17 protein-coding genes and 1 tRNA gene are annotated in these 21354 nt (G+C 70.1%); 5 read left to right on the top strand and 13 right to left on the bottom strand.

The genetic code is table 11. The features are described from left to right. Window positions 1-216 precede the first annotated feature (216 nt). Entirely contained in the window at window positions 217-1140 is a 924-nt protein-coding gene (locus tag MET9862_RS03360) for a hypothetical protein (protein ID WP_306438889.1), read from the bottom strand. Between the two features lie 855 nt (window positions 1141-1995). Here MET9862_RS03360 and MET9862_RS03355 point away from each other — a divergent pair. Then, window positions 1996-2394, top strand: a complete 399-nt coding sequence (locus tag MET9862_RS03355) for a DUF3775 domain-containing protein (RefSeq protein WP_142581695.1) — start codon at window positions 1996-1998, stop codon at window positions 2392-2394. Between the two features lie 186 nt (window positions 2395-2580). Here MET9862_RS03355 and MET9862_RS03350 read toward each other — a convergent pair whose 3' ends face one another. The 3 genes from MET9862_RS03350 to MET9862_RS03340 all read right to left on the bottom strand — a co-directional run bounded on the left by MET9862_RS03350 (window position 2581) and on the right by MET9862_RS03340 (window position 6034). Then, window positions 2581-3444 (bottom strand): alpha/beta fold hydrolase, encoded by an 864-nt coding sequence (locus MET9862_RS03350; RefSeq protein WP_142581694.1) that lies wholly within the window; start codon window positions 3442-3444, stop codon window positions 2581-2583. Between the two features lie 17 nt (window positions 3445-3461). Then, complete coding sequence (locus tag MET9862_RS03345; protein ID WP_244612543.1) at window positions 3462-5633, bottom strand: sensor histidine kinase; 2172 nt, start codon at window positions 5631-5633, stop codon at window positions 3462-3464. A gap of 101 nt (window positions 5634-5734) precedes the next feature. Then, on the bottom strand, window positions 5735-6034 hold the full coding sequence (locus tag MET9862_RS03340; RefSeq protein ID WP_142581692.1) for an Rdx family protein: 300 nt from the start codon (window positions 6032-6034) through the stop codon (window positions 5735-5737). 205 nt (window positions 6035-6239) lie between these two features. Here MET9862_RS03340 and MET9862_RS03335 point away from each other — a divergent pair. Then, window positions 6240-6314, top strand: a tRNA-Val gene (locus MET9862_RS03335). A gap of 256 nt (window positions 6315-6570) precedes the next feature. Beyond that, window positions 6571-7845 carry an efflux RND transporter periplasmic adaptor subunit gene (locus MET9862_RS03330; RefSeq protein ID WP_142581691.1) on the top strand — a complete coding sequence of 425 codons (1275 nt, stop codon included), beginning with the start codon at window positions 6571-6573 and terminating at the stop codon, window positions 7843-7845. A gap of 269 nt (window positions 7846-8114) precedes the next feature. Here MET9862_RS03330 and MET9862_RS03325 read toward each other — a convergent pair whose 3' ends face one another. Beyond that, complete coding sequence (locus MET9862_RS03325; protein ID WP_142581690.1) at window positions 8115-8480, bottom strand: cupredoxin domain-containing protein; 366 nt, start codon at window positions 8478-8480, stop codon at window positions 8115-8117. Window positions 8481-8707: 227 nt separating this feature from the next. On the opposite strand from MET9862_RS03325, the gene MET9862_RS03320 reads away from it, so the two are divergent. Further along, a complete protein-coding gene (locus MET9862_RS03320) occupies window positions 8708-11554 on the top strand; it encodes an EAL domain-containing protein (RefSeq protein ID WP_244612542.1) in 2847 nt (948 codons plus the stop codon). Window positions 11555-11817: 263 nt separating this feature from the next. Here MET9862_RS03320 and MET9862_RS03315 read toward each other — a convergent pair whose 3' ends face one another. From MET9862_RS03315 to MET9862_RS03280, 8 genes are all read right to left on the bottom strand, one after another. Further along, complete coding sequence (locus tag MET9862_RS03315) at window positions 11818-13200, bottom strand: class II 3-deoxy-7-phosphoheptulonate synthase (RefSeq protein WP_142581689.1); 1383 nt, start codon at window positions 13198-13200, stop codon at window positions 11818-11820. A 236-nt stretch (window positions 13201-13436) separates the two neighbouring features. Continuing rightward, window positions 13437-13763, bottom strand: coding sequence for an RNA polymerase sigma factor region1.1 domain-containing protein (locus tag MET9862_RS03310; RefSeq protein WP_142581688.1), 327 nt, complete (start codon window positions 13761-13763; stop codon window positions 13437-13439). Between the two features lie 50 nt (window positions 13764-13813). Then, window positions 13814-15199 carry a glutathione-disulfide reductase gene (gene gor, locus MET9862_RS03305; RefSeq protein ID WP_142581687.1) on the bottom strand — a complete coding sequence of 462 codons (1386 nt, stop codon included), beginning with the start codon at window positions 15197-15199 and terminating at the stop codon, window positions 13814-13816. Further along, window positions 15196-16407: an O-antigen ligase family protein gene (locus tag MET9862_RS03300; RefSeq protein ID WP_185156735.1), complete on the bottom strand. Its 1212-nt coding sequence runs from the start codon at window positions 16405-16407 to the stop codon at window positions 15196-15198. The genes gor and MET9862_RS03300 overlap by 4 nt, the downstream gene beginning before the upstream one ends. A gap of 18 nt (window positions 16408-16425) precedes the next feature. Then, a complete protein-coding gene (locus MET9862_RS03295) occupies window positions 16426-16959 on the bottom strand; it encodes a DUF2059 domain-containing protein (RefSeq protein WP_142581686.1) in 534 nt (177 codons plus the stop codon). Between the two features lie 44 nt (window positions 16960-17003). Then, window positions 17004-17732: a ribose-5-phosphate isomerase RpiA gene (gene rpiA / locus MET9862_RS03290; RefSeq protein ID WP_142581685.1), complete on the bottom strand. Its 729-nt coding sequence runs from the start codon at window positions 17730-17732 to the stop codon at window positions 17004-17006. A gap of 169 nt (window positions 17733-17901) precedes the next feature. Beyond that, window positions 17902-18363, bottom strand: a complete 462-nt coding sequence (locus tag MET9862_RS03285; RefSeq protein WP_142581684.1) for a hypothetical protein — start codon at window positions 18361-18363, stop codon at window positions 17902-17904. 72 nt (window positions 18364-18435) lie between these two features. Next, a complete protein-coding gene (locus MET9862_RS03280; RefSeq protein WP_142581683.1) occupies window positions 18436-20391 on the bottom strand; it encodes a putative bifunctional diguanylate cyclase/phosphodiesterase in 1956 nt (651 codons plus the stop codon). Window positions 20392-20579: 188 nt separating this feature from the next. On the opposite strand from MET9862_RS03280, the gene MET9862_RS03275 reads away from it, so the two are divergent. Further along, window positions 20580-21269: an HAD family hydrolase gene (locus MET9862_RS03275; protein WP_142581682.1), complete on the top strand. Its 690-nt coding sequence runs from the start codon at window positions 20580-20582 to the stop codon at window positions 21267-21269. Window positions 21270-21354 lie beyond the last annotated feature (85 nt).

Here is a 21354-nt window from a genome sequence, read left to right as displayed (position 1 = left end):
GCCGGCGTGACTCTCGATGGATCGTTGTCCCTGATAAGAACGGACGTATAGGCCCCGAGACTGTCCCGGTCGAGAGCCGTGCCTCGACCGGGAGCCACAGATACCCCGCCGCCATAAGTCGGCAGGTTTATTAAATTATCCCTTATTTCTAGCCGGGTATGCCGATCTCGACTGAATTAAGTTGAGCGGATAACATTTCTGCGCTGATGAAAAGTCTTACCGAGGCGCGAGAGAGCGAACGGTCCAAGTGGCCCAGTATGTCGGCCGGCCGTACAGGGCCGAGGCCTGGCCACCGTTCGCGCTGGGGGCGAGCCGATCGAGCCAGGTCAGGAAGCCGCCCTTGACCGAGAAGATGCCCGGCGTATCCAGATTCCCATAGCGGTCGGTCATCCAGGAATGCGCGGCCCGGTCGTAGCGGCCGCTGCCGTCTCCGCCCGAGCGCAGGCCGAGATAGGCCGGCGAGCGCTGCGCCGCGACCGGGTCCGCGTATAGCTTGAGCTGGCCGATCCCATCGAGGGACAGGTCGGCGGTGTATTGGACGCAGATATCCGGCACCGGGCCGCCCGGGGCGTTGGCGGGCCGCCGACAGGTGTAGGAGACCACCCAGCGCTCCATTCCTTTCGCCTTCGCGACCCGCACGAAGCTCCCCGCGGGTAGGCCCTGGATCAGGATACGCGGCGCCGACCAGACGCGCGGGGCGTTGAGGTCTCGGGCGGTGCGCAGATAGAGCGCGGTGCGCCGCAGGGCGGCCGGCTCGCGGCAATCCTCCGGAACTACGTCGGTGTAGAAGTAGTGGTAGGTGCGTTCGCTCACGCTGACCGAGCCGCCGAGAGCCGGCGCGTCCGGAGCTTCGCCCGTGCAATTGCCGACGACCGGACGACCGGTCTCGTCGAGGACGGCCGCCGGTCCGGCTCCCTCCCGATTTCGCCCGCTCGTGAACGGCGTCCAGGCAACGCCGTACCCGTCCTCGCTGCGGCTACGGACGTCGAACGTCTCGAAATCGTAGGTCCGCGCCTGGATCTGGACGCGTCTGGCCTGCTCGCCCTCGCCCACCGTCGCAAGCAGGAAGACATGGACATAGTCCTCGCCGGCCCAGTCGCGGCCCGCGACGACGATCGGGTCGCGCGGCCGGACACCCACTTCGGCCGCAGGCTCCGGAGCAGCTTCCGTTCGGCTGCCTCGGCGGCGTCCTCGGCGGGGCCGTTCTGGGGAACGGATCTCCTCCCACAGACGCGCCGCGCTGGGCGGCATCAGGGTGGCGAGTTGCTCGACGGCACGGCCAGCGCGCACTGCGCCGCTGTCGCTTGGATCGAGTGCGCGGCGCTCCAAGCAGGGCTTGCCGCCCCGCCCTTCGTTCAGCGGCGTCTCTCCATGGTAGACAACCTGCAGCGGTCCGGGTCTGTCACTCGTGGCGAGACGGACGATCTGCACGCTGCGGGCGAACGCACAAGGGCCTGGCGCGAAGAAGACGCCTTCCGCCTCGCCCCCATCCCTGCAGATCTCAAGCGCACCGCCCCCCGTACGGTAGCAGGTTGGCGGCAGGGCATCCGACTGCGCGCGCGCGGGCACTGGAGCGGCGGGGACTCCGAGGATCAGCGCAATGAGGAAGCCGACACGGGCACGCCTGAAGCCGTTCCCGATCGCGCTTGAATCGGGAACGGCTTCAGGCCCATGTTTCCACGCGCTCTGTTTCGCCGAACCGGTATCCGCTTCGGCGAAGAGCGCTCCAGCCGGTCCGATTCGTTTGGTCTCGTGCGCGCTCCTCATGTTGGCGTTCGCTATCCTCCTCGCAGGTCCCCATGGCCCCGCTTCTCGCCCCGGAACGCGCGGACACCCGCAAACGCTCCGAGAGGCCGCGCTTTCAACAATCATGAACCGGTTGCGACCTCGCTGGTTGGCGGCTCGAAGGCCTGGGCAAGCGGGATCGAATTCCGAAGCGATCCGTTCAAGACCGGACATGCTCGCCGGGCGGGCTCGTGTCAGTTGGAGCGTTTCATGGACATCGCCGTCGACAAGGTCACCGAGTTCGTTCTGCGGCTGCGCGCCGTCGAGGTGAAGGAAGGGGCCACGGATCCGTATTCCGGTTCGAACCCGATTGATGACGGCTCGACCGACGTGCTGGTCTCGGGAACGGACGACGCCACGGAACGGGAGATCCGCGGAGCGATCGCGAGCCTGAACGATGACGAGCGGGCCAACCTGCTCGCTCTGCTCTACGTCGGACGCGGGGACATGGAGCCGGAGGAATGGGCCGATGCCGTTCGCTTCGCCCGGGACCGCGAGGCGGCGGGCGAGGGAGCCGCCTACGAGTTGCTCGGTGTTCCGAACGCCAGCGATCTCCTCGAGGAAGGCCTCGACCGCCTCGGCATCACGCCGGATTTGCCGCAAGATTGAGGGGCAGCCGCGGGGTCCGTTCGCACCGGTTGGATTGGCAGAGGCAGAGGCCGTAGGCGATCTCATCTCGCCCTCTGCGTCCCGCCATTAGCACCTCAGAGCGGGACGGACAGGCGCCACGCCCCGCGGGGGTCGAACCGGCGGCTGAACGTTCAACAGGGTGTGAACCGTCCCACGATCCAAGGATCACGGGACAGGCCGCAGGAAGTCGAGGAGCGCCGCGTTCACGCCGTCGGCCTCCTCGTGCTGCACCCAGTGGGTTGCCTCGGCAAACCACAGGATACGGCCGTCCGCGCAAAGATCGAGGCTCGCCTCGGCGAGGCCCGATTGCAGCGCGTGATCACGCCGCCCCCAGATCACCAGGGTCGGCGCCTGGATCGGCGGCGACGGGTGACGCGGCAGGCGGACCAGGGCTCGATACCAATTCAGCATCGCGGTCATCGCGCCGGGCTCGTTCCAGGCAGCGGTGTAGCGGTCGAGTTCGGCCTCCCGAAAGGTGCCCCGTCGACCGGTCGCCACAAGGGTCTCGCGCAGGGCGGCGCAGTCGTCGGCGAGAAGCCACGCTTCGGGCCAGCGCGGGATCTGGAACAGCGCGACATAGGCGCTCCGGAGCCATTGCCCCGGGTGGCGGAGCATATATGCCCCCGCAATGCCGGGATGCGGTGCATTGAGGATGGCGAGCCGTTCCACCCGGTCCGGATGGAAGCTAGCGATCCACCAGGCGACGAGACCGCCCCAATCGTGACCGACCAAGCGGAACCGGCCGATTCCGCGCGCATCGGCAAGGCCGACGACATCGGCGGCGAGGCGATCGAGATGATAAGCCTCGACGGCTTCCGGCTTGCCGCTGAGATTATAGCCGCGCTGGTCCGATATCAGTAGACGTAGACCGCCGGCGACGAGAGGCCCAATCTGGTGGCGCCAGCCGAACCAGAATTCGGGGAAGCCGTGCAGGAGGATTGTTGGCGCGCCTTCGATCGGGCCGGCCTCGGCGAGATGGAGGCGCAGGCCTGGCAGATCCACGAAGCCAAAGGCGATTCCGTCCGTCATCGCCGCATCATCATCGATCAGCCTGGCAGCGGCAGGGGCGCGATCCTGGGCGGCGCGATTCCAGCCTTGCGCTCCAACAGGCCGGGCGGCGGCACGGGTGCGTCGATGATGCAGACCACGCCGCTCAGCTCGTAGTTCAAGTGGACCTCGCCGGCGAGTTCCCGGGCGAGGCCGCGCTCGATCAGGCGCGAGCCGAAGCCCGTGCGCGTCGGCTTCTTCACCGCAGGTCCGCCACTCTCCGCCCAGCGCAGTGTGAGGCGCGTTTCCTCCTCGCGGCGCACCGTCCATGTGATGGAGACGTGGCCGGTTTCTTGGGAGAGAGCGCCGTACTTCACCGCGTTGGTGCCGAGCTCGTGCAAGGCCATGGCGATGGAGAGAGCGACGCGCGGCGGCAGGCGGAGGGACGGTCCCTCGACGGAGAAGCGCGCGGATTCGGCATCCGCGGCATCGAGCGGGCGGATCGCGTCGGCCACCACGGCGCCGAGTTCGGCGCCCTCCCAGCTCTCGCGCGTGAGCACGTCGTGGACGCGGGCGAGCGCCAAGAGCCGCGCCTCGAAGGCGGCGCGGGCCGCATCCGCCGCCTCGCCGTCGAGACCGCGCAGGGACTGGTTGGCGATCGACTGCACCGTGGCGAGCGTGTTCTTCACCCGGTGGTTCAGCTCGTGGATCAGGAGCAGCAGGTGCTCCTCGGCGAATTTCGCATCGGTGATGTCGACGTTGCAGCCCGTATAGCCGAGGAACCGCCCCGCATCGTCCAGGCGCGGCACGCCCTCGCAGCGCAGCCAGCGGACGGCGCCGCCGCGATCGATCACCCGCACCTCGCTGCGGAAGGGCACGCGCGCCGCGAAGGCGTCGGAGAAGGCCTCCGAGAAGGCCTCGACATCGTCGGGGTGCACGATGCGGCGCCAGCCGGAATCGGCCAGCTCGACGGCCGGGATGCCGAAGAGGTGGTCGAAATGCATGTTGACGAAGCTGACCTCGGCATTCTCGTCCGTCATCCAGATCAGGGCGGGTGCCGAATCCGCCATGTGCCGGAAGCGCGCCTCGCTTTCGCGCAGGGCCGAGAGGCCGCGCTTGGCATCGTCGAGCGCCCGGTCGCGCTCGGCCTCGCGGGTGCGCAGGCGCAGCGACGCGTCGGAGAGCACGTCGGCGAGGCGCCGAATCTCGTGCACCGGCGAGGCGATGCGCGGGATCGCCTCGCCGCGGGCGAGCGCCGGACCGGAGGCCGCGAGCTGGCGCAGGGGACGCGAGACCCGCGACCACAGATTGACCGCCAGCACCGACGAGGTGGCGAGGACGAGGAGGCCGAAGCCGCCGAAGGCCCAGGTCCAGCGGCGCAGGCGCGCATCCACCAGTGCCTGCGGGATGCTCGCCCCCACCGTCCAGCCGGTGAGCCGCGAGCGCGCCTCGACCACGACAACGGGCTTGCGCTGCCGGTCCTTGCCCTCCCAGACCCCCGGCGTGGCGGTCTGCGCCTGCCGCAGCGTCGCGAGGCGGGGCCGTCCCACGACGGCGCCCGGATCGGGCAGGCGTGCGAGCACCGTCTGGTCACGGTCGGAGATGCCGGTGGTCCAGCCCTCGACGACCTCGCGGGCGAGGATGCCCTGGAGCCGGCCGAGCGGCGCATTGAAGCTGAGGATGAACGGCACATCCCCCTCGACCATGACCGGCACGGCGACGGCGTAGGTCGCCAGATCCGGCATCGGGCCCGGCACGTAGCCGGAGACCATCGCACGCTGCGCGCCGGACGCGATTTCCGTGTCGAAGGGCAGCGCGGTCACGGGCAGCGGTGCGCCGCGCTTGACGCCGGTATTGACCAGTTGCTGCCCGTCCGGCTTGCGCAGGATGATGTCGAGGTCGATCGCGTCGCGCACGAGCCGGGCCTGTGCGTCGAAGGCGTCGAAATCGCCGGCCCGGAGGCGCGGCGAGGTCGCGAGGGTCTGCAGAACCGAGACGAGACCCGCCGTATCGCGATCGACCGAGAGCGCGATGCCGCGCACGTTCTCGCGGGCATCCTGCTCGAACCGCGCGCGCTCGGCCGCGGCGTAGCGCATCAGCAGGATCGCGGTGAACAGGAGACCCGGACCGATCAGCGCGATGACGAGCGCGACGAGATAGACCTGCGTGGAGAACCCGTTGCGGCCGAAGCGGCGCGCGAACCAGCCCGGCTTCCGCTCGCCGGCCGGGATCGCCTGAGCCGCCGCGCGCGTCTGGCCCGGCGGCTCGGCCACCCTGGCTCCGGGCGCGTCCTGACCCGACGGTTCCTCGTGTCCCGTGATCGCCGGCCGGTTCATGGTCGGTCGATATGACCGAGATCGCGGTTCGGGTCGAGGTGGTCGCGCACCCGCTGCTTCAGCGCCTTCACGTCGGGGAAGCCGCCGTCGCGGACGCGCTCCCAGATGGTCACTCCGTCCACGACGATGCTGAAGGCCCCCCCGCTCGCGGGCCGGAGTGCGACCTCGCCGAGATCCTCGCCGAAGGTGGACAGAAGTTCCTGCGCCATCCATGCCGACCGCAACAGCCAGTTGCAGCGTGTGCAGTAGGTGATGGCGATCCGCGGCTTGCGCGCGGTCTCGGGCGTCTCGTCCATGGTGGCGCATGGCGCATCGTGGGCGGAGCCTTGTCAACCGCCCGGCGCGAGCCGCCGCGGGGACGGACGCGACGATTGCGACCCGGCGCATGGATTCAGCTCGCACAGGAGCCTTGACGCGGCGCCCCGTCGCGCCCTAGAAGGCCCCCGTCCCGGACGCCACGGCGCCGCGGGCGATGCCTCGGCGCTTCGATCTCGCCGGCACGGACGGTTAGCACAGCGGTAGTGCGTTCCCTTCACACGGGAAAGGTCGCAGGTTCGATCCCTGCACCGTCCACCATCTCTCCGATCCTCGATGGAATGCAGACGCCGCGGCCGGACATAAACCGGAAACCGCGACCCGCTACCCGACTGCGCGAGACGCGGCCCACGCCGACCGGCGCGGGGCTGCTCCGATCCGCCCAGCGAGACGATTCCCCACCGGTGCACAGCCCAGCTCCGATCCCATCCCCGGCCGCTGCGGCCTTGCGGCGCCCTGTTCGGAGCCGCTGCATCGGTATACCGTACACCCGCATTGCCGCTGAGGGCGCAGGATCATGAAGGCCCACGGCGACCCGCGCGACATCCCGCCGCCGCCCGGCAAATCCCCGTTCCTCCTGATCGGCCTCGTCGTCCTCGGGCTGGTCGGCTGGGGCGGCTATGGCCATTGGCGCCAGCGCGCCGACGCGGCGGAGACGCAGCGCAAGATCCAGACTTTCGTGCCCCATCTGCGCACCGCCGCCGCCTTGCGGACGGACAAGCCGGTGGACCTCACACTGCCCGGCGAGACCCAGGCCTTTGCCCGGGCGGCGATCTTCGCCCGGGCCACGGGCTACATCGCCGAGCGCCGCGTCGATATCGGCTCGCGCGTGAAAGCGGGCGATATCCTGCTGCGCATCGCCGCTCCCGATCTCGACCAGCAACTCGCCCAGGCTGAGGCCCAAGTCGGCCAGAATCGGGCGCAGCTGGTGCAGGCCAAAGCCCAGGTCGATCAGGCCCGGGCGACCGTGAATCTCGCCAACCTCACCAACAACCGGACCTCGACTCTCGCCACGCAGGGCTGGGCCTCCCGCCAGACCGCCGACAATTCCCAGGCGAGCGTGCTGAGCCAGACGGCCAATCTCGCTGCGGCGGAAGCCGGCGTGAAGGTGGCCGAGGCCAATCTCAAGGCGCAGGAGGCCACCGTCGACCGGCTCAAGGCGCTCACGAGCTTCAAGGACGTGAGCGCCCCCTTCGACGGTGTCGTGACGACCCGCAGCGTCGATGTCGGCGACCTCGTGAAGGCGGATGGCGGCGGCACGGCGCTCCTCAGCATGGAGCGCGACGACATCCTGCGGATCAGCGTAAACGTGCCGCAGAACGCGGCCGTCGGCGTCCGGCCCGGCGTCGAGGCCTCGATCCGGGTCCCGCAGATGCCCGATCGCACCTTCCGCGGTCAGGTCGAGCGCTCCTCCGTGGCGCTGCTCACGGCCTCGCGCACGCTGACCACCCAGGTCGACGTGCCCAACCCCGACGGGAGCCTCCGGGCCGGCCTCTATGTCTATGTCAGCCTCAAGATCCCGCGCGTCGAGCCCGCGGTGGTGATCCCGTCCGAGGCGCTGGTGTTCAACCAGCGCGGAACCCAGGTCGCCATCGCGGGTGAGGATGGCCGCGTCGAGTGGCGCACCATCCGGGTGAAACGCGATTTCGGCCAGACGATCGAGCTCGACCAGGGGCTCTCGGGCCAGGAGCGCGTCGTGCTCAGCCCTCCGGCCGATCTGCGCGACGGCCAATCCTACGAGCGCCGCGACGATCCGGGCCAGGAACGGCCGCTGCAGGCCGCCAACCGCTAGAGCCGCGCCCGATCGCGTTGCGACGGGGCACGGCTCCAAGCCTTTGTGGTGACGCGCTCTCTTGCGCCGAACCGGCATCCACTTCGGCTTAAGAGCGCTTGAGAGGGTCCCCCGGCGAAGTGGATGCTGGTTCGGCGTAAGAGCCTGTTCCGAGCGGATCGAGCGGGTGTTGATCCGGCCTATCCCCTCCCCGACCTCATCCTGAGGTGGATGGGTGGGAGGAGCCGGATCTCTGCAGGAGGCTCAGTCGATCCAGCTCGAACAGGCTCTCAGTTCACGCGGACATTCAGCTTCATCTTCGGATGAATGCCGCAGAGGACCTGGAAGCTTCCGCTCTTCGGGAAGGTGATGGCCGTCCGGCTGCCGGGCGCCTGGTCGCCCGAGTCGAAGCTGAACGTCTCGGATTCGATATAGGCGTGATGCAGCAGGTCGCTGTCGTCGTTGACGATGGTGACGGTGTCGCCGCGGCCGATCACCAGGCTGCCCGGCTGAAAGGCGCGCCCCTTCTGCGAGACGAGAAATCCGGAGGCTTCGAGCCGCGTCGAGACGAGCGCGCCGCCGGCCAGGATGGCGCCGAAGCAGATCGCCAGCGCGACGCACCCGCGCGGACGGATATGGGGGCCGATGAGGCGCATGAGATCCCTCGTCCGCCCGCCTGATCGGGCGCACCTACGAAGACTAGGACGAAACCCGTTGACGAATTCTTTCAGGTTGCATGCCGAAGTCGTTCCAGCACGTGGGGCAGATCGCGGTGGATCCGTCGCAGCGCAGCTAATTTCATCTTAAGGTCTTGCGTTGATTTTCATCGAACCTGGCCTAACCGACAGAGCCTGACTTGACCCCTTATCGGACGACAGGGCCGATCGCCCCGCTGCACCAGCGCTTCCGCGCGCTCGGGCGGAGCGTTTCCGATGCGGTCTCCACGATCCGCGGCCGGATCCTGTTCGCCTTCCTGACCATGAGCCTGATCACCGGCGCGCTCGGCCTCTACGCGATCGCGGGGATCCAGCAGGTCGGCGACCTCGTCCACCGGACCTATGACGAGTCGCTCATGTCGATCAATTACGCCCGGGCGACCGCGGCGGATTTCGCCAAGATGCGCTCCGCCTTTGCCCGCCGCGTCGAGTCGCGGAACGCCGCGGTGATCGCCAAGCTCGATCAGGAGATCGCCGACCTCGTCGTCACCCTCGCTGAGGATCTGACCGTCGCGGTCGAGCGCTCCCAGTCGATCCGCGCCCGGCGGACCGCCGAGGCCGTCCAGGCGGGCGTGACCGTCTGGGACGAAATGCGCCGGAGCTTCCACCCGGAGCAGGCCGAGGTTCACAGCGAGGCCTGGGACAATCTCGACCATCAGGCGGCGGTGATCGACGGGCAGATCGACCTGCTCGTGAACTACACCGCGGGCGATGGCTTCGCCTTCCGGCAATCGGCCCGGACGGTGGTGTCCGATCAGATCACCTTCACCGCCCTCTCCGTCGGCGCGGCCATGGTGCTCGCCGGCATCGTCGCATGGCTGCTGCATCGGCGTATCATCGGTCCGCTCTCGGCCGCCTCGGCCGTCGCGCAGCGGATCGCGGCCGGGCGCCTCGACGACGCGATCCCGACCGGACGCCGGGACGAGCTCGGGCGACTGCTCACCGCCATGGCGACCATGCGGGACAACATCCGCGCGATGATGGAGCGCGAGGTCAGCCAGCGCCGCTCCGCGGAGGCCCTGCTCGCCGACGCCCTTCAGAGTTCGCGCGAGGGGATCGTCGTCGTCGATGCGCAGGGGCGTATCGTCGTCGCCAATGCGCAGGCCGCCCAGTTCTTCGGCGGGCTCGGGGCGGAGGTCGAAGCCGGCACGGCCATGATGCCCGCTCCGGGCGAGGCGCCGACGACGGAATATGCCGCGGTGCTCGCCGAGAACGGGAAGCACCACCTCTCGGACGGGCGCTGGCTGCGGGTCAGCCGCTCTCCGATCCAGGGAGGTGGATTCGTCGCCGTCTGCAGCGACGTCACCCAGCTGATGGAGCAGGACCAGCGCCTGACCGAGACCAACCGACGCCTCGACGCGGCCCTCGACAACATGTCGCAGGGCCTTTGCCTGTATGACGCGAACCACCGCCTGATGGTGGTCAATCGCCGCTACGGCGAGATCTACGGGCTTCCGCCCGGCGCCGTGGCTCCGGGGATGACCGCGCTCCAAGTCCTCGCCCGCAACATCGAGACCGGCACGATGCGCGGCCGCAGGCTCGAGGATCTGGTGCGCGAGACTCGGGACGCCTTCGGCCAGGGTTTCGAGCACACCCTGTTCCAGACGACGGAGACCGGACGCATCATCGCGATCATGGGCCGGGCGACCGGCGATGGCGGCTTCGTCGCGACCTACGAGGACGTGACCGAGCGCCGCCAGGCGGAGGAGCGCATCGCCTTCCTCGCCCACCACGACGTGCTCACGGGGCTGCCGAACCGCCTGAAATTCGCCGAGCAGATCGAGGGTGCCATCGCCCAGGCCGGGCGGGACGACGGCTTCGCCCTCCTCTCGATCGACATCGACGGCTTCCGTCCGATCAACGACACGCTCGGACGGGTGGTCGGCGACGAGGTCCTGCAGGCGGTGGCCAACCGGCTCAGCGCCTGCGTGCGCGAGGTCGATTGCGTCGCCCGCCTCGGTGCCGACGAGTTCGCGGTCATCCAGCGCGGTGTCGAGCGGGCGGAGGACGTCGCCGTCCTCGCCAAGCGCATCGGCGAGGTGATCAGCGCGCCCTATACCCTGTCGAGCCACCGCGTCACGCTCGGCGTCACCATCGGCATCGCGCTGGCGCCGGGCGACGGCATGAGCGGCGAGCGGCTGATGAAGAGCGCCGACATGGCCCTCGACCGCGCCAAATCCGAGGCGCGCGGCGGCTTCCGCTTCTTCGAGCCGGAGATGGATGCCCGCATCCAGGCCAAGCGCCTCCTTGAGCGTGACCTGCGCGACGCCCTGGCCGCCGGCGCGTTCAACGTGCACTACCAGCCGATCTACGATCTCGCCGCCGAGCGGGTCTGCGGGTTCGAGGCCCTGGTGCGCTGGTTCCACCCAGTGCGCGGACCGGTCTCGCCGGCCGAGTTCATCCCGCTCGCTGAGGAGATCGGCCTGATCGTGCCGCTCGGCGAATGGGTGCTGCGCCGCGCCTGCGAGGAGGCGAGCCGCTGGCCGGCCGATCTGAAGATCGCGGTCAACGTCTCGGCGGTCCAGTTCACCTCCGCCAGCCTGGTGACCGCCGTGCGCGAGACCCTGCGCGCCACCGGCCTTCCCGGCCGGCGGCTCGAACTGGAGATCACCGAATCCGTGCTCGTGGGCAATCCGGGCGCGACCACGGCGATCCTGCACAGCCTCAAGGGGCTCGGGGTGCGGGTGTCGATGGACGATTTCGGCACCGGCTACTCGTCGCTCAGCTACCTGCGCAGCTTCCCCTTCGACAAGATCAAGATCGACCAGTCCTTCGTCCGCCATCTCGGCGAGCCCGACGGCACCGACTTCATCGTCCGTGCGGTGATCGGGCTCGGCGGCAGCCTCGGCATGACGGTGACGGCCGAGGGCGTCGAGACCGAGGCGCAATTGGCCCGGCTGCGCGCCGAGGGTTGCGACGAGGTGCAGGGCTACCTGTTCAGCCGCCCGGTGCCGGCCTCGGACGTCGCGGCCGTGCTCCAGCGCTGGAACGGCGCGGCGCAGGCGATCGCCTGACCCGATCCCCGCGAGTCCGAACGAAGGTCAGATTCGGGCGGCCGAAGACATCATTCGCTCCGCCCTGAGAATCCCCGGAACCATGCCGTGAGCTGCGCGGTTTCAACGCAGCTTACGGTTGTAGGAGTTCCGCGATGCTTAAAGGTGGATTGCTCTGGCTCATCGGCATCCCCCTGCCGATCATCCTGCTGATCTACTTCTTCACGCCCTGGCTGCACTGAGCCGGGACTGGCGGACCGGATCGTTCCGGTCCGCCGTCACGTTTACTCCGCCGCGTCGAGGCGGGGACGCTCGATCTCGGCGCGCTCGCGCTTGATCAGCTCGGCCGTGAGGAAGGCCACCTCCAGCGCCTGCTCGGCGTTGAGGCGCGGATCGCAGTAGGTGTGGTAGCGGTCCTGCAGGTCGTCGGCCGTCAGCGCCCGGGCGCCGCCCGTGCACTCGGTGACGTCCTTGCCGGTCATCTCCAGATGGATGCCGCCGGCGATGGTGCCCTCGGCGCGGTGGACGCCGAAGAAGCCCTCGATCTCCTGCATCACGCGCTCGAACGGCCGGGTCTTGTAGCGGCCGGCCGTGACGGTGTTGCCGTGCATCGGGTCGCAGACCCACACGACGCTGCGGCCCTCGCGCTTCACCGCCCGGACGAGCTTGGGCAGGTGCTCGGCCACCTTGTCCGCGCCGAAGCGGCAGATCAGCGACAGGCGCCCGGCCTCGTTCTCCGGATTGAGCTGATCGATCAGGCCGAGCAACCCGTCCGCCGTCATCGACGGCCCGCATTTCAGGCCGATCGGGTTCCGGATGCCGCGGGCATATTCCACATGCGCGTGGTCCGGCTGGCGGGTGCGGTCGCCGATCCAGAGCATGTGGCCCGAGGTGGCGTACCAGTCGCCGCTCGTCGAATCGACGCGGGTCAGCGCCTCCTCGTAGCCGAGGAGCAGGGCCTCGTGGCTGGTGAAGAAGTCGGTGGTGCGCACCTCCTGGTGCGTCTCGGGGTTGATCCCGATGGCGCGCATGAAGTGCAGCGCGTCCGACATCCGGCCGGCCACGTCCTGGTAGCGCGAGGATTGCGGGCTGTCCTTCACGAAGCCCAGCATCCAGCGATGCGCGTTCTCGAGATTGGCGTAGCCGCCGGTCGCGAAGGCGCGCAGCAGGTTCAGCGTCGCGGCCGACTGCCGGTAGGCCTCGAGCTGGCGGCGCGGATCGGGCACGCGCGCCTCCTCCGTGAAGCCGATCCCGTTGACGATGTCGCCGCGGTAGCTCGGCAGCGCGACCCCGTCGAGGGTCTCGGTCGGCGAGGAGCGCGGCTTGGCGAACTGGCCCGCGATGCGGCCGACCTTCACCACGGGCGAGCTGCCCGCGAAGGTGAGGACCAGCGCCATCTGCAGGAAGACGCGGAAGAAGTCGCGGATGTTGTCGGCGGAGTGCTCGTCGAAGCTCTCGGCGCAGTCGCCACCCTGGAGCAGGAAGGCCTCGCCGGCGGCGACGCGGGCGAGCGACGCCTTCAGCTTGCGCGCCTCACCGGCAAAAACCAGCGGAGGAAAGCTCGCGATCTGCGCTTCGACCGCCTGGAGGGCCGCAGCGTCCGGATAGGCCGGGACCTGCTGGATCGGCAGGTTGCGCCATGTCTTCGGTGTCCAACGCTCGGCCATCACGTAACTCCCGGCACCTCTCGGTGGCTCGTTCGCGCGCGGAATCGCGCGAAGCGGCGCTTATAGAGAGCTTTCCGGGCGCGCGCGAGTGCCGGCGGTCAGGGTCCGGCCTGCGATCGGCGCAGGCCGATTCTCATCCGATGTCCGCGTGATCCCGGCCGGCAAGGGGCGTTGGTGCCGGGGCGGCGCGCAGGCACGGCCTGTCCCGCGTCCGGGCAGATCGCATGGAGGCGGTCTCAGAGATCCCCGTCCTCGACCTCGATGCCGTGCTCGGCCAGGATCCAGAAGATCGCCTCCAGATCCTCCGCGGAGACGTCCCGCGGGGGCAGGGCTTCCTCAAGGTCCTCGTAGGTCAGGCAGCGGCTGCGCTGGGCCGCCGCCTTGGCCAGCAACGTGTCGATCGCCCGCCGGATGTCGGCCGGCAGCGCCTCCTGGCTCGGCAGGCGGTAGCTGAAGGCCGGCCGCAGGGCATCGGCCAGCATGCCGTCGATGATGGCTTGACGGCGCGCATGCGCGCCTTCGTCCCGCCCCGGCTGCCCCTTGCCTGATGCCCGCTTGCCCATGTGCCTGATATGGACCGGTGATGCGCCGCGTCGAGCCCTGTCGCCGCGGCTTAGCCGACCCCGACCGGCGCCTTGGTGACCGCGGGCACCCGCATGGTCACGAGTTCCTCCGACGCTGTCGGGTGGACCGCGATGGTCCGGTCGAAATCGGCCTTGGTCGCGCCCATCGTCACCGCGATGCCGACCGCCTGGATGATCTCGCCGGCATCGTGGCCGAAGACGTGGACGCCGACGACCTTGTCGCTGGCACAATCGACGATGACCTTCATCAGGGTGCGCTCGTCCCGGCCCGAGAGCGTCGCCTTCATCGGACGGAAGGCCGCCTTGTAGACGTCGATCTCGCCGTAGACCTGCCGGGCCACGTCCTCGTTGTGTCCGACGACGCCGATCTCGGGCGTCGAGAACACCGCCGTCGGGATCAGGCGGTGGTCGACGCAGGCCGGCCGGTTGCCGAACACCGTGTCGGCGAAGGCGTGACCCTCGCGGATGGCGACGGGGGTCAGGTTCGCCCGGTTGGTGACGTCGCCGACCGCGTAGATCGAGGGCACCGCCGTACGGGAATAGGCGTCGACCGGGATCGCGCCCGCGCCGTCGAGGGCGATCCCGACGCCTTCCAGACCGAGGCCGGCGACGTTCGGGCGCCGCCCGGTGGCCACCAGAACCTGATCGACCGCGAGGGTCGTGCCGTCGTCGAGATGCGCCCGGATGCCCGCCCCGGCCTGCTCCAGGCGCTGCACGGTGCGCCCGAGCCGCAGGTCCATGCGCTTGGCATAGGCCTCGCCCAGCGCATCGCGAATCTCGTCGTCGAAGCCGCGCAGCAGCCTGTCGCCCCGGTGCAGCAGGGTGGTCTTCGTGCCGAGGCCCGCGAAGACGCCGGCGAACTCCACTGCGATGTAGCCGCCGCCGACCACGAGGATGCGCTCGGGCTGCGTCTCCAGCTCGAACACCTCGTTCGAGGTGATGGCGAGATCCGCGCCGGGAATGAGCGGCTCCTTCACCGGCATCGCGCCCACCGCGACAAGGATGTAGCGGGCCCGCACCCGGCGGCCGGAGGCCACGAGGCGAACGGTGTGCGGATCCTCGATCACCGCGCGCTCGGGCACGATCTCGACGCCGGACCGGATCAGGTTGGCGTCATAGATGCCTTCGAGCCGCGTCACCTCGGCGTCGCGGCGCGCCTTCAGGACCGACCAGTCGAAGCGCGGCGCCTCGACATGCCAGCCGAAGCCCGCGGCGTCCTCGAATTCGTCCCTGAAGCGGCCGGCATAGACCATGAGCTTCTTCGGCACGCAGCCGCGGATCACGCAGGTGCCGCCGACCCGATACTCCTCGGCGAGCATGACCTTCGCGCCGTAGCCCGCCGAGATCCGCGCCGCGCGGACCCCGCCCGAGCCGCCGCCGATGACGAAGAGGTCGACGTCGAAGCCTTCGCTCATCCCTGTCCGCTCCGCTGCGCGCGAAGACCCGCCTCGCGCAGCCACGTGATGGCAGCCCCGAGCCCGGCCGTCCACCACGCCGCCCAGGCGTTGTGCTCGACGAAGGCGATGGCCGCCGCTGCGCCGACGAGGCCGAGCGCGGCGACCCGATCCGGCCGGTCCAGCCCCGCGACGGCACGCAGGGCGAGCAGCAGGCTCAGGGCGAGCAGGACGGCGCCGGGCAGGCCGAGCTCGCTCCAGACCTGCAGGAAGCTGTTATGGGGGTGGCCAACCGCGAGCATCGGGCGCAGCTCCGGCTCGATCCGCTCCGCCACCGGTGCCTCCGCGAAGCGCGGCGCCACGCCGAAACCGGCCCCGCGCCAGGGATCGGCCGCCACCGCCGCACCGAAGCTGCGCGCGATCGCGACCCGGGCGCGGGAGGAGGAATGCTCCAGCCGCGCGTGAGCCGCCTCGGGCATCAGGCGCAGGAGAAGATCGCCCTCGACCGGGGCCAGCGCGACGGCGAGGCCGAGGCCGAGACCCGTGAGGCCGATGGCGAACCGCCGCGGCAACAGCCAGGCGACGAGGGCCGTGGCGAGGCCCGCCGCGAGGCCGAGCATCGCCGCGCCGCTGATCGAGCGCAGGATGCCGGGCAGCGCGACGGCGAGAAGGGCGAGCGCCGCGAGCGGCCTCCCGGTCCGCCACAGCACCAGCGCCAGCGGCCCCATCACGAGGACCAGGGTCATCGCCGGCCGGTTGTAGACGAAGGCGATGGCGCGCTGGCCGAGCAGCCTCTGCAACGGCAGGTCGAAGGCGAGTCCCACGGCGATGAGAAGGCCGGAGGCCGCGATGGCGGCGAGGGCGAGCGGGCCGGCGAAATCCGGAATCCGCCCGGGCGCCAGCCGCGCGAGGAGATAGGCCGCGACCAGCGTCGGCCCGAATTCGCGGGCCGCGCGCGCGGTGACGTCCGGAAATGGGCTCCAGGCGCAGGAGACGAGGCACCAGAGCAGGAAGGCCAGGGCCGCGATGCCGGGCGGCGTCGCCAGGGGCGCGACGAGGAGCCGGGCGACGCCGCGCGGCGCCTCGGCGAACCGGCCGGCCAGGACGAGGAGCGCCGCGACGGCCACCAGGGCGGGGCTCGACCGATTGGCGAGCGTCATCACGAGGGGCATCAGCGCGAGCGCCGCCGCGCCCGCGCCGTAGAAGCCGGCCGCGGCGTTCACGGGCATCGGGCCCGCCGGAAACGGCTACTGCAACTGGTGGCCGCGCTTGCCCATCTCGGCGCGCACCCGCACCATCACGTATTCGGACACGTCCTGGGTCCAGGTCTGCATGGCCTGGACCATCTGGTCGAGCACGATGGGCTGGGTCTCGACGTAGCGCTTGCCCGGCGCCGAGCGGAAGAAGGCGGCGATCTCCTTCAGCTCCGGCTCGGTCAGCTTCTCGGCATAGATCCGGGCGGTGATGTTGAGCATGCGCTGCTTCTGCAGGTCCATCTCCGGCTCGAGGCTCTTCAGCACCTCATTGAGGTCCTTCTGCAACTCGGGCCGCGACACGGTCTGCTGGCGGATCTGGTCGGCGAAGGCCGGGATCACCGAGTCGAACGAGCGGGCGATGCCGGAGGAGAGGACGACCTCGCGGGCCAGGGCGACGTGCGCGGCGCTCGGGCCGGCAGGCGCCGCGGCCTGGGTCGCGGGCGCGGGCTTCTGGGCCTGCGCGGCGGCGATGCCGGGCGCGACGATGGCGAGCACCGCGGCGGCGGCGAGGAGGCGGCGGGTCATGGCGGGGTTCCCAAGGACGAGACGAGAGGAACTCGGCGAAGGCCTCAGCCGAGGGCGCCCAGGACGGGGACGTGCGCCGCGCCGTCCCGCGCCGCGGCGAGGATCGCGGCGGAGGCGATTCCCAGGAAGAGGCCGGGCTCGACCACGCCGGGCACCGCCCCGAGCGCGGCCGGGAGGGCTTCGGGATCCGGGATCCGGGCAAGATGGGCATCGACGATGCGGTGCCCGCCATCGGTGACGACCGGCGCGCCGTCCGCGCCCACGCGCAGGCGGATTCCGCCGGTGCAGCCGGCCTTCCCGATCGCGGCGGCGATCGCGAGTTGCGTCGCGGCGAGGCCGAAGGCGTTGACCTCGATCGGCAGCGGGAAGGCGCCCAGGGTCTCGACGCGCTTGGCCGCGTCGGCGATCACCACCATCCGCCGGCTGGCGCAGGCGACGATCTTCTCGCGCAACAGCGCCGCGCCGCCGCCCTTGATCAGGCGCAGGGCGTCGTCGACCTCGTCGGCCCCGTCGATGGTCAGGTCGAGCTGCGGCATCTCGTCGAGGGTGGCGAGGCGGATGCCCTCGCGCTCGGCCTGGACGCGGGTCGCCTCGGAGGTCGGGACGCCGACCACGTCGAGGCCGGCCCGGACGCGCTCGCCGAGCAGCGTCACGAAGGACGCGGCCGTCGAGCCGGTGCCGAGGCCGAGCCGCATGCCGGGCTTGACGAGATCGAGGGCGCGGGCGGCCGCGGCGCGGCGCAGGTCGGGCCCGCTCGTATCGGTTGCGCTCATGTCGGTCGCGTTCGCGGATGCCGGCCCGGTTCAGGCGGGCACGGGGTGAGGGAGCGGGAGGCCCGGCCCGGACGGGCCGCGTCCTCGGCGGATGCGGGCGCCCCTAGCATGGCGGCGGCGCGACAGGAACGCCGATCTTGACCAGCGGCCGCATGCTGTCATCCCGCCCTCAGGGGCGGCCGCCCTGCGACGGGGTCGCGCCCGCGCCCGCCCGGCCCTGGGCGGCCGCCGGCGGACCGTCGGCCGCGCCGTCGGCGGCGGGGTTGGCCTGCTGCGTGCAGACGACCTGCTCCTTCTTCACCAGCACGAAGCAGATGCTCATCTCGCCGGTCCGGTAATTGACGCGGAATACCCCAGCCTCACGGGTGTGGCGCGTGGCGACGAGGCCGTATTCGGACGGCGGCTGCGGGCCGGCGCCCTCGCCGGGGCCGAAGCAGACGGTGAGCCCGATGCCGCCGCCGCTCTCCTGCAACCCGTACTGGCAGGAGACGACCTCGCCGGTGACCTTGTCGACCCGATACATCCGGTTGAGGTCGGCCTGGGGCGCGGGCACGAACTCGAAGGAGGCGGCAGAGGCGGTGGTAGCCGCAAGGCCGAGGCAGAGCGAGACGAGGGCGGTGCGAAGGATCATGGGAGCGGTCCGGTTGAGACCGCTCCCCTCTTCAGGGCCATTCGGGCAAGTTGAGGGCGCAGGGCCGCTCCGTCAGGCGGAGAGGCGTCCGGCCGCGGCCTGCGCGCGAAGGTCCAGACTGTCCAGCAGCGCGTTCAGCGGCATCGGCGCGCCGATCAGGTAGCCCTGGACGTAGCGGCACCCGGACCGGCGCATCGTGACGAGCTGGTCGGCCGTCTCCACGCCCTCCGCAACGCCCTCGACGCCGAGATTCTTGCAGAGGTCGAGGATGGTGGAGACCACGCTGCGGCCGAGATCGGTGCCGATATCGGCCATGAAGCTGCGGTCGATCTTGATCCGGTCGAGGGGCAGGCGGTGGACGTAGCCGAGACTCGAATAGCCGGTACCGAAATCGTCGAGCGCGATCCTGATGCCCAGCGCCCGCAGCGCCCGGATCGCATCCCGCGCCCGGTCGAAGTCGCGCATCAGCGCGGTCTCGGTCAGTTCGAGGGTGATGCGGCGCGGATCGATCTCGCTCTGGCGCACCGCGACGATCAGGGCGATCACCGTCCCGGACGAGGTCAGGTCGTGCGAGGAGAGGTTGAACGAGAGTTCGATCTGCGGCGGCAGCCGGGCCGCATCCGCCAGAGCCTTGCGGAACAGCAGGAGCGTCAGCGTGTGGATCATGCCGCAGCGCTCGGCCACGGCGATGAAGCGGTCCGGCGGCACGCGGCCGAGGGTCGGGCTGGTCCAGCGGGCGAGCCCCTCCACCATGACGATCTCGTCGGTGAGGGTATCGAGGATCGGCTGGTAATGAACCTCCATCTCGGCCGCGAGGTCGGCGCCGCGCAGCGCCGATTCCACCGCGCGCTCGGCCCGGATCGCGTCCTCGTGCTCCTGCGAGAACAGAGTGGTGACGCCGCGCCGCCTCTGCTTCGAGTGGTAGAGGGCGTGGTCGGCCCGGTCGAACAGGGCCTCCGCCCGGCGGCCCGCATCGGGGAAGAGGGCGAGGCCACCGGAGCAGCCCACAACCACCTGGATCTCACCGAGCCGGATCGGCTCCTGCAGGGCCTGACAGATCCGGTCGGCGAGGGCCACCGCCTCCTCGGGGCTGCCGGGCGCCTCGAACAGCACGCCGAATTCGTCGCCCCCGAGCCGGGTGACGGTGACATTCGCATCCGCGAAAGCGGCGAAGCGCTGTCCGGACACGGTGAGGACGCGATCGCCGGTTGTATGGCCATAGGTGTCGTTGACCGGCTTGAATCGGTCGAGATCGAAGATCGCCAGGCCGAAGGGCGCACCGGTCCGGCGCGAGGACTCGATCAGCGCGTCGAGGCGCTGGAAGAAGTAGCGCCGGTTCGGCAGGCCGGTGAGGCTGTCGGTATGGGCGAGGCGGGCGTTCTCCTCCGCGAGGCGCGTCGCCCGGTCCTGCGATTCCATCAGCTCGATGAAGGTCCGGAAGTTGCTGAGAAGGATGCGCGCCATCACGACGATGACGAAGACCGTGTTGAGGGCGATGGCGAGGAAGACGGCGTTGCGCGCGAAGAGGCAGTGGGTCAGGAAGGCCCCCATCACCACGGCGCTGGCGAGGAAGGACGCAGCCGGCAGGTGGGTGAGGCCGAAGATGCAGCCGACCACGGTGATCGCCACGACGATGGCGGCGTGGCTCTGCTCGAGGGAGCTGCCATAGCTGCCGAGCGCCGTCGACCAGGAGACCAGCGCCACTGCGTACACCACCGTGAGGGCGATCGTCGTCCGCAGCGACCGCAGAGCCTGCGCCTTGCTCACGGCCTCGGGGCGCAGACGCCGCCAGTGGATGCAGCGCACTGTTGCCATGGCCAGGATGAGCGCCAGCGGCGCGAACGTGAGCCAAGCCGGAGCAAGCCCGGCATAGATATAGGCTAATGCACAAGCATTGATGGATACCAGGATGTGAAGCGACGGGATCTGCTTCTGCAACTCGCCAAGCTGATAGCGCGCGAGCCGGTCGTACGTCCGGCCTGAAACCAAACCGTGCAGCAAGTACCTGATTAAAATCGGCGGTTGCATCAGCCCAGCACCCCCATTCTCACGGTTTAATCTACCGAAAACCCGTTAATTCCTGATTGTAGGAAATCATGACTCGGACCTGAATTCCGCGGCGGGATCCGCTCCGGGGGACGCGGGACGGCGGCCGGCTGAGCTCGGGTTGCCCGGCGCCGCCGCTCCGGCTAGCGAAGGACGTCCCCGCGCCGAGAATGCCGATGTCCCTGCCCCCGATCGCCGTGTTCGACCTCGATGGAACGCTTGCCGAGACGGCCGGCGACCTGATCGGGACGCTGAACGTCCTCCTGACCCGCGAGGGCCTGGCCGAGCTGCCGGTCGCGGAGGCCCGGGACCTGATCGGGGCGGGCGCCAAGGCGCTGATCCGGCGCGGCTTCGACGCCGCGGGCGCGACGCTGAGCCCGAGCCGGCACGAGCAACTGTTCCTCGACTTCCTTGAGCATTACGGCGCGCATCTCTGCGAGAAGTCGCACCTCTATCCGGGCCTCGTCGAGGCGCTCGACCGCCTGGAGGCGGACGGGTTCCGCCTCGCCGTGTGCACGAACAAGATCGAGCCGCACGCGGTCGAATTGCTCGATCGGCTCGGCATCGGTCACCGCTTCGCCGCGATCTGCGGGCGCGAGACCTTCCCGTTCTTCAAGCCGGATCCACGGCACATCACCCACACGATCGAGCGGGCCGGCGGCGACCCGGCCCGGGCGGTGATGGTCGGCGATTCGCGGGCCGATATCGATGCGGCCAAGGCCGCTGGCATCCCGGTGGTCGGCGTCACCTTCGGCTACACCGACACGCCCGTGGGCGAGCTCGGCGCCGACCGGGTGATCGACCACTATTCCGAGCTTGTCGGCGCCGTCGAGGCGCTGCTCCTGCGCAAGGCCGCCTGACGGGCACGCGCGCCCGGCGCGCCGCCCGACCCCAGGGGAGTGCCGGCCGGCTCTGCCGGTCCGACTCCCGTCAAACGTGCCGGCC

Source organism: Methylobacterium symbioticum (assembly GCF_902141845.1).
Lineage (GTDB): Bacteria > Pseudomonadota > Alphaproteobacteria > Rhizobiales > Beijerinckiaceae > Methylobacterium > Methylobacterium symbioticum.
The sequence above is the reverse complement of the archived record's forward strand: the minus strand, read 5'-3'. Positions and strand labels throughout refer to the sequence as shown.

Bases quoted from the DNA above. Each gene is read 5' to 3' on its own strand.
- MET9862_RS03355 (WP_142581695.1), top strand. From the start codon at position 1,996: ATGGACATCGCCGTCGACAAGGTCACCGAGTTCGTTCTGCGGCTGCGC.
- MET9862_RS03350 (WP_142581694.1), bottom strand. From the start codon at position 3,444: ATGACGGACGGAATCGCCTTTGGCTTCGTGGATCTGCCAGGCCTGCGC.
- MET9862_RS03340 (WP_142581692.1), bottom strand. From the start codon at position 6,034: ATGGACGAGACGCCCGAGACCGCGCGCAAGCCGCGGATCGCCATCACC.
- MET9862_RS03330 (WP_142581691.1), top strand. From the start codon at position 6,571: ATGAAGGCCCACGGCGACCCGCGCGACATCCCGCCGCCGCCCGGCAAA.
- MET9862_RS03325 (WP_142581690.1), bottom strand. From the start codon at position 8,480: ATGCGCCTCATCGGCCCCCATATCCGTCCGCGCGGGTGCGTCGCGCTG.
- MET9862_RS03315 (WP_142581689.1), bottom strand. From the start codon at position 13,200: ATGGCCGAGCGTTGGACACCGAAGACATGGCGCAACCTGCCGATCCAG.
- MET9862_RS03310 (WP_142581688.1), bottom strand. From the start codon at position 13,763: ATGGGCAAGCGGGCATCAGGCAAGGGGCAGCCGGGGCGGGACGAAGGC.
- gor (WP_142581687.1), bottom strand. From the start codon at position 15,199: ATGAGCGAAGGCTTCGACGTCGACCTCTTCGTCATCGGCGGCGGCTCG.
- MET9862_RS03300 (WP_185156735.1), bottom strand. From the start codon at position 16,407: ATGCCCGTGAACGCCGCGGCCGGCTTCTACGGCGCGGGCGCGGCGGCG.
- MET9862_RS03295 (WP_142581686.1), bottom strand. From the start codon at position 16,959: ATGACCCGCCGCCTCCTCGCCGCCGCCGCGGTGCTCGCCATCGTCGCG.
- rpiA (WP_142581685.1), bottom strand. From the start codon at position 17,732: ATGAGCGCAACCGATACGAGCGGGCCCGACCTGCGCCGCGCCGCGGCC.
- MET9862_RS03285 (WP_142581684.1), bottom strand. From the start codon at position 18,363: ATGATCCTTCGCACCGCCCTCGTCTCGCTCTGCCTCGGCCTTGCGGCT.
- MET9862_RS03280 (WP_142581683.1), bottom strand. From the start codon at position 20,391: ATGCAACCGCCGATTTTAATCAGGTACTTGCTGCACGGTTTGGTTTCA.
- MET9862_RS03275 (WP_142581682.1), top strand. From the start codon at position 20,580: ATGCCGATGTCCCTGCCCCCGATCGCCGTGTTCGACCTCGATGGAACG.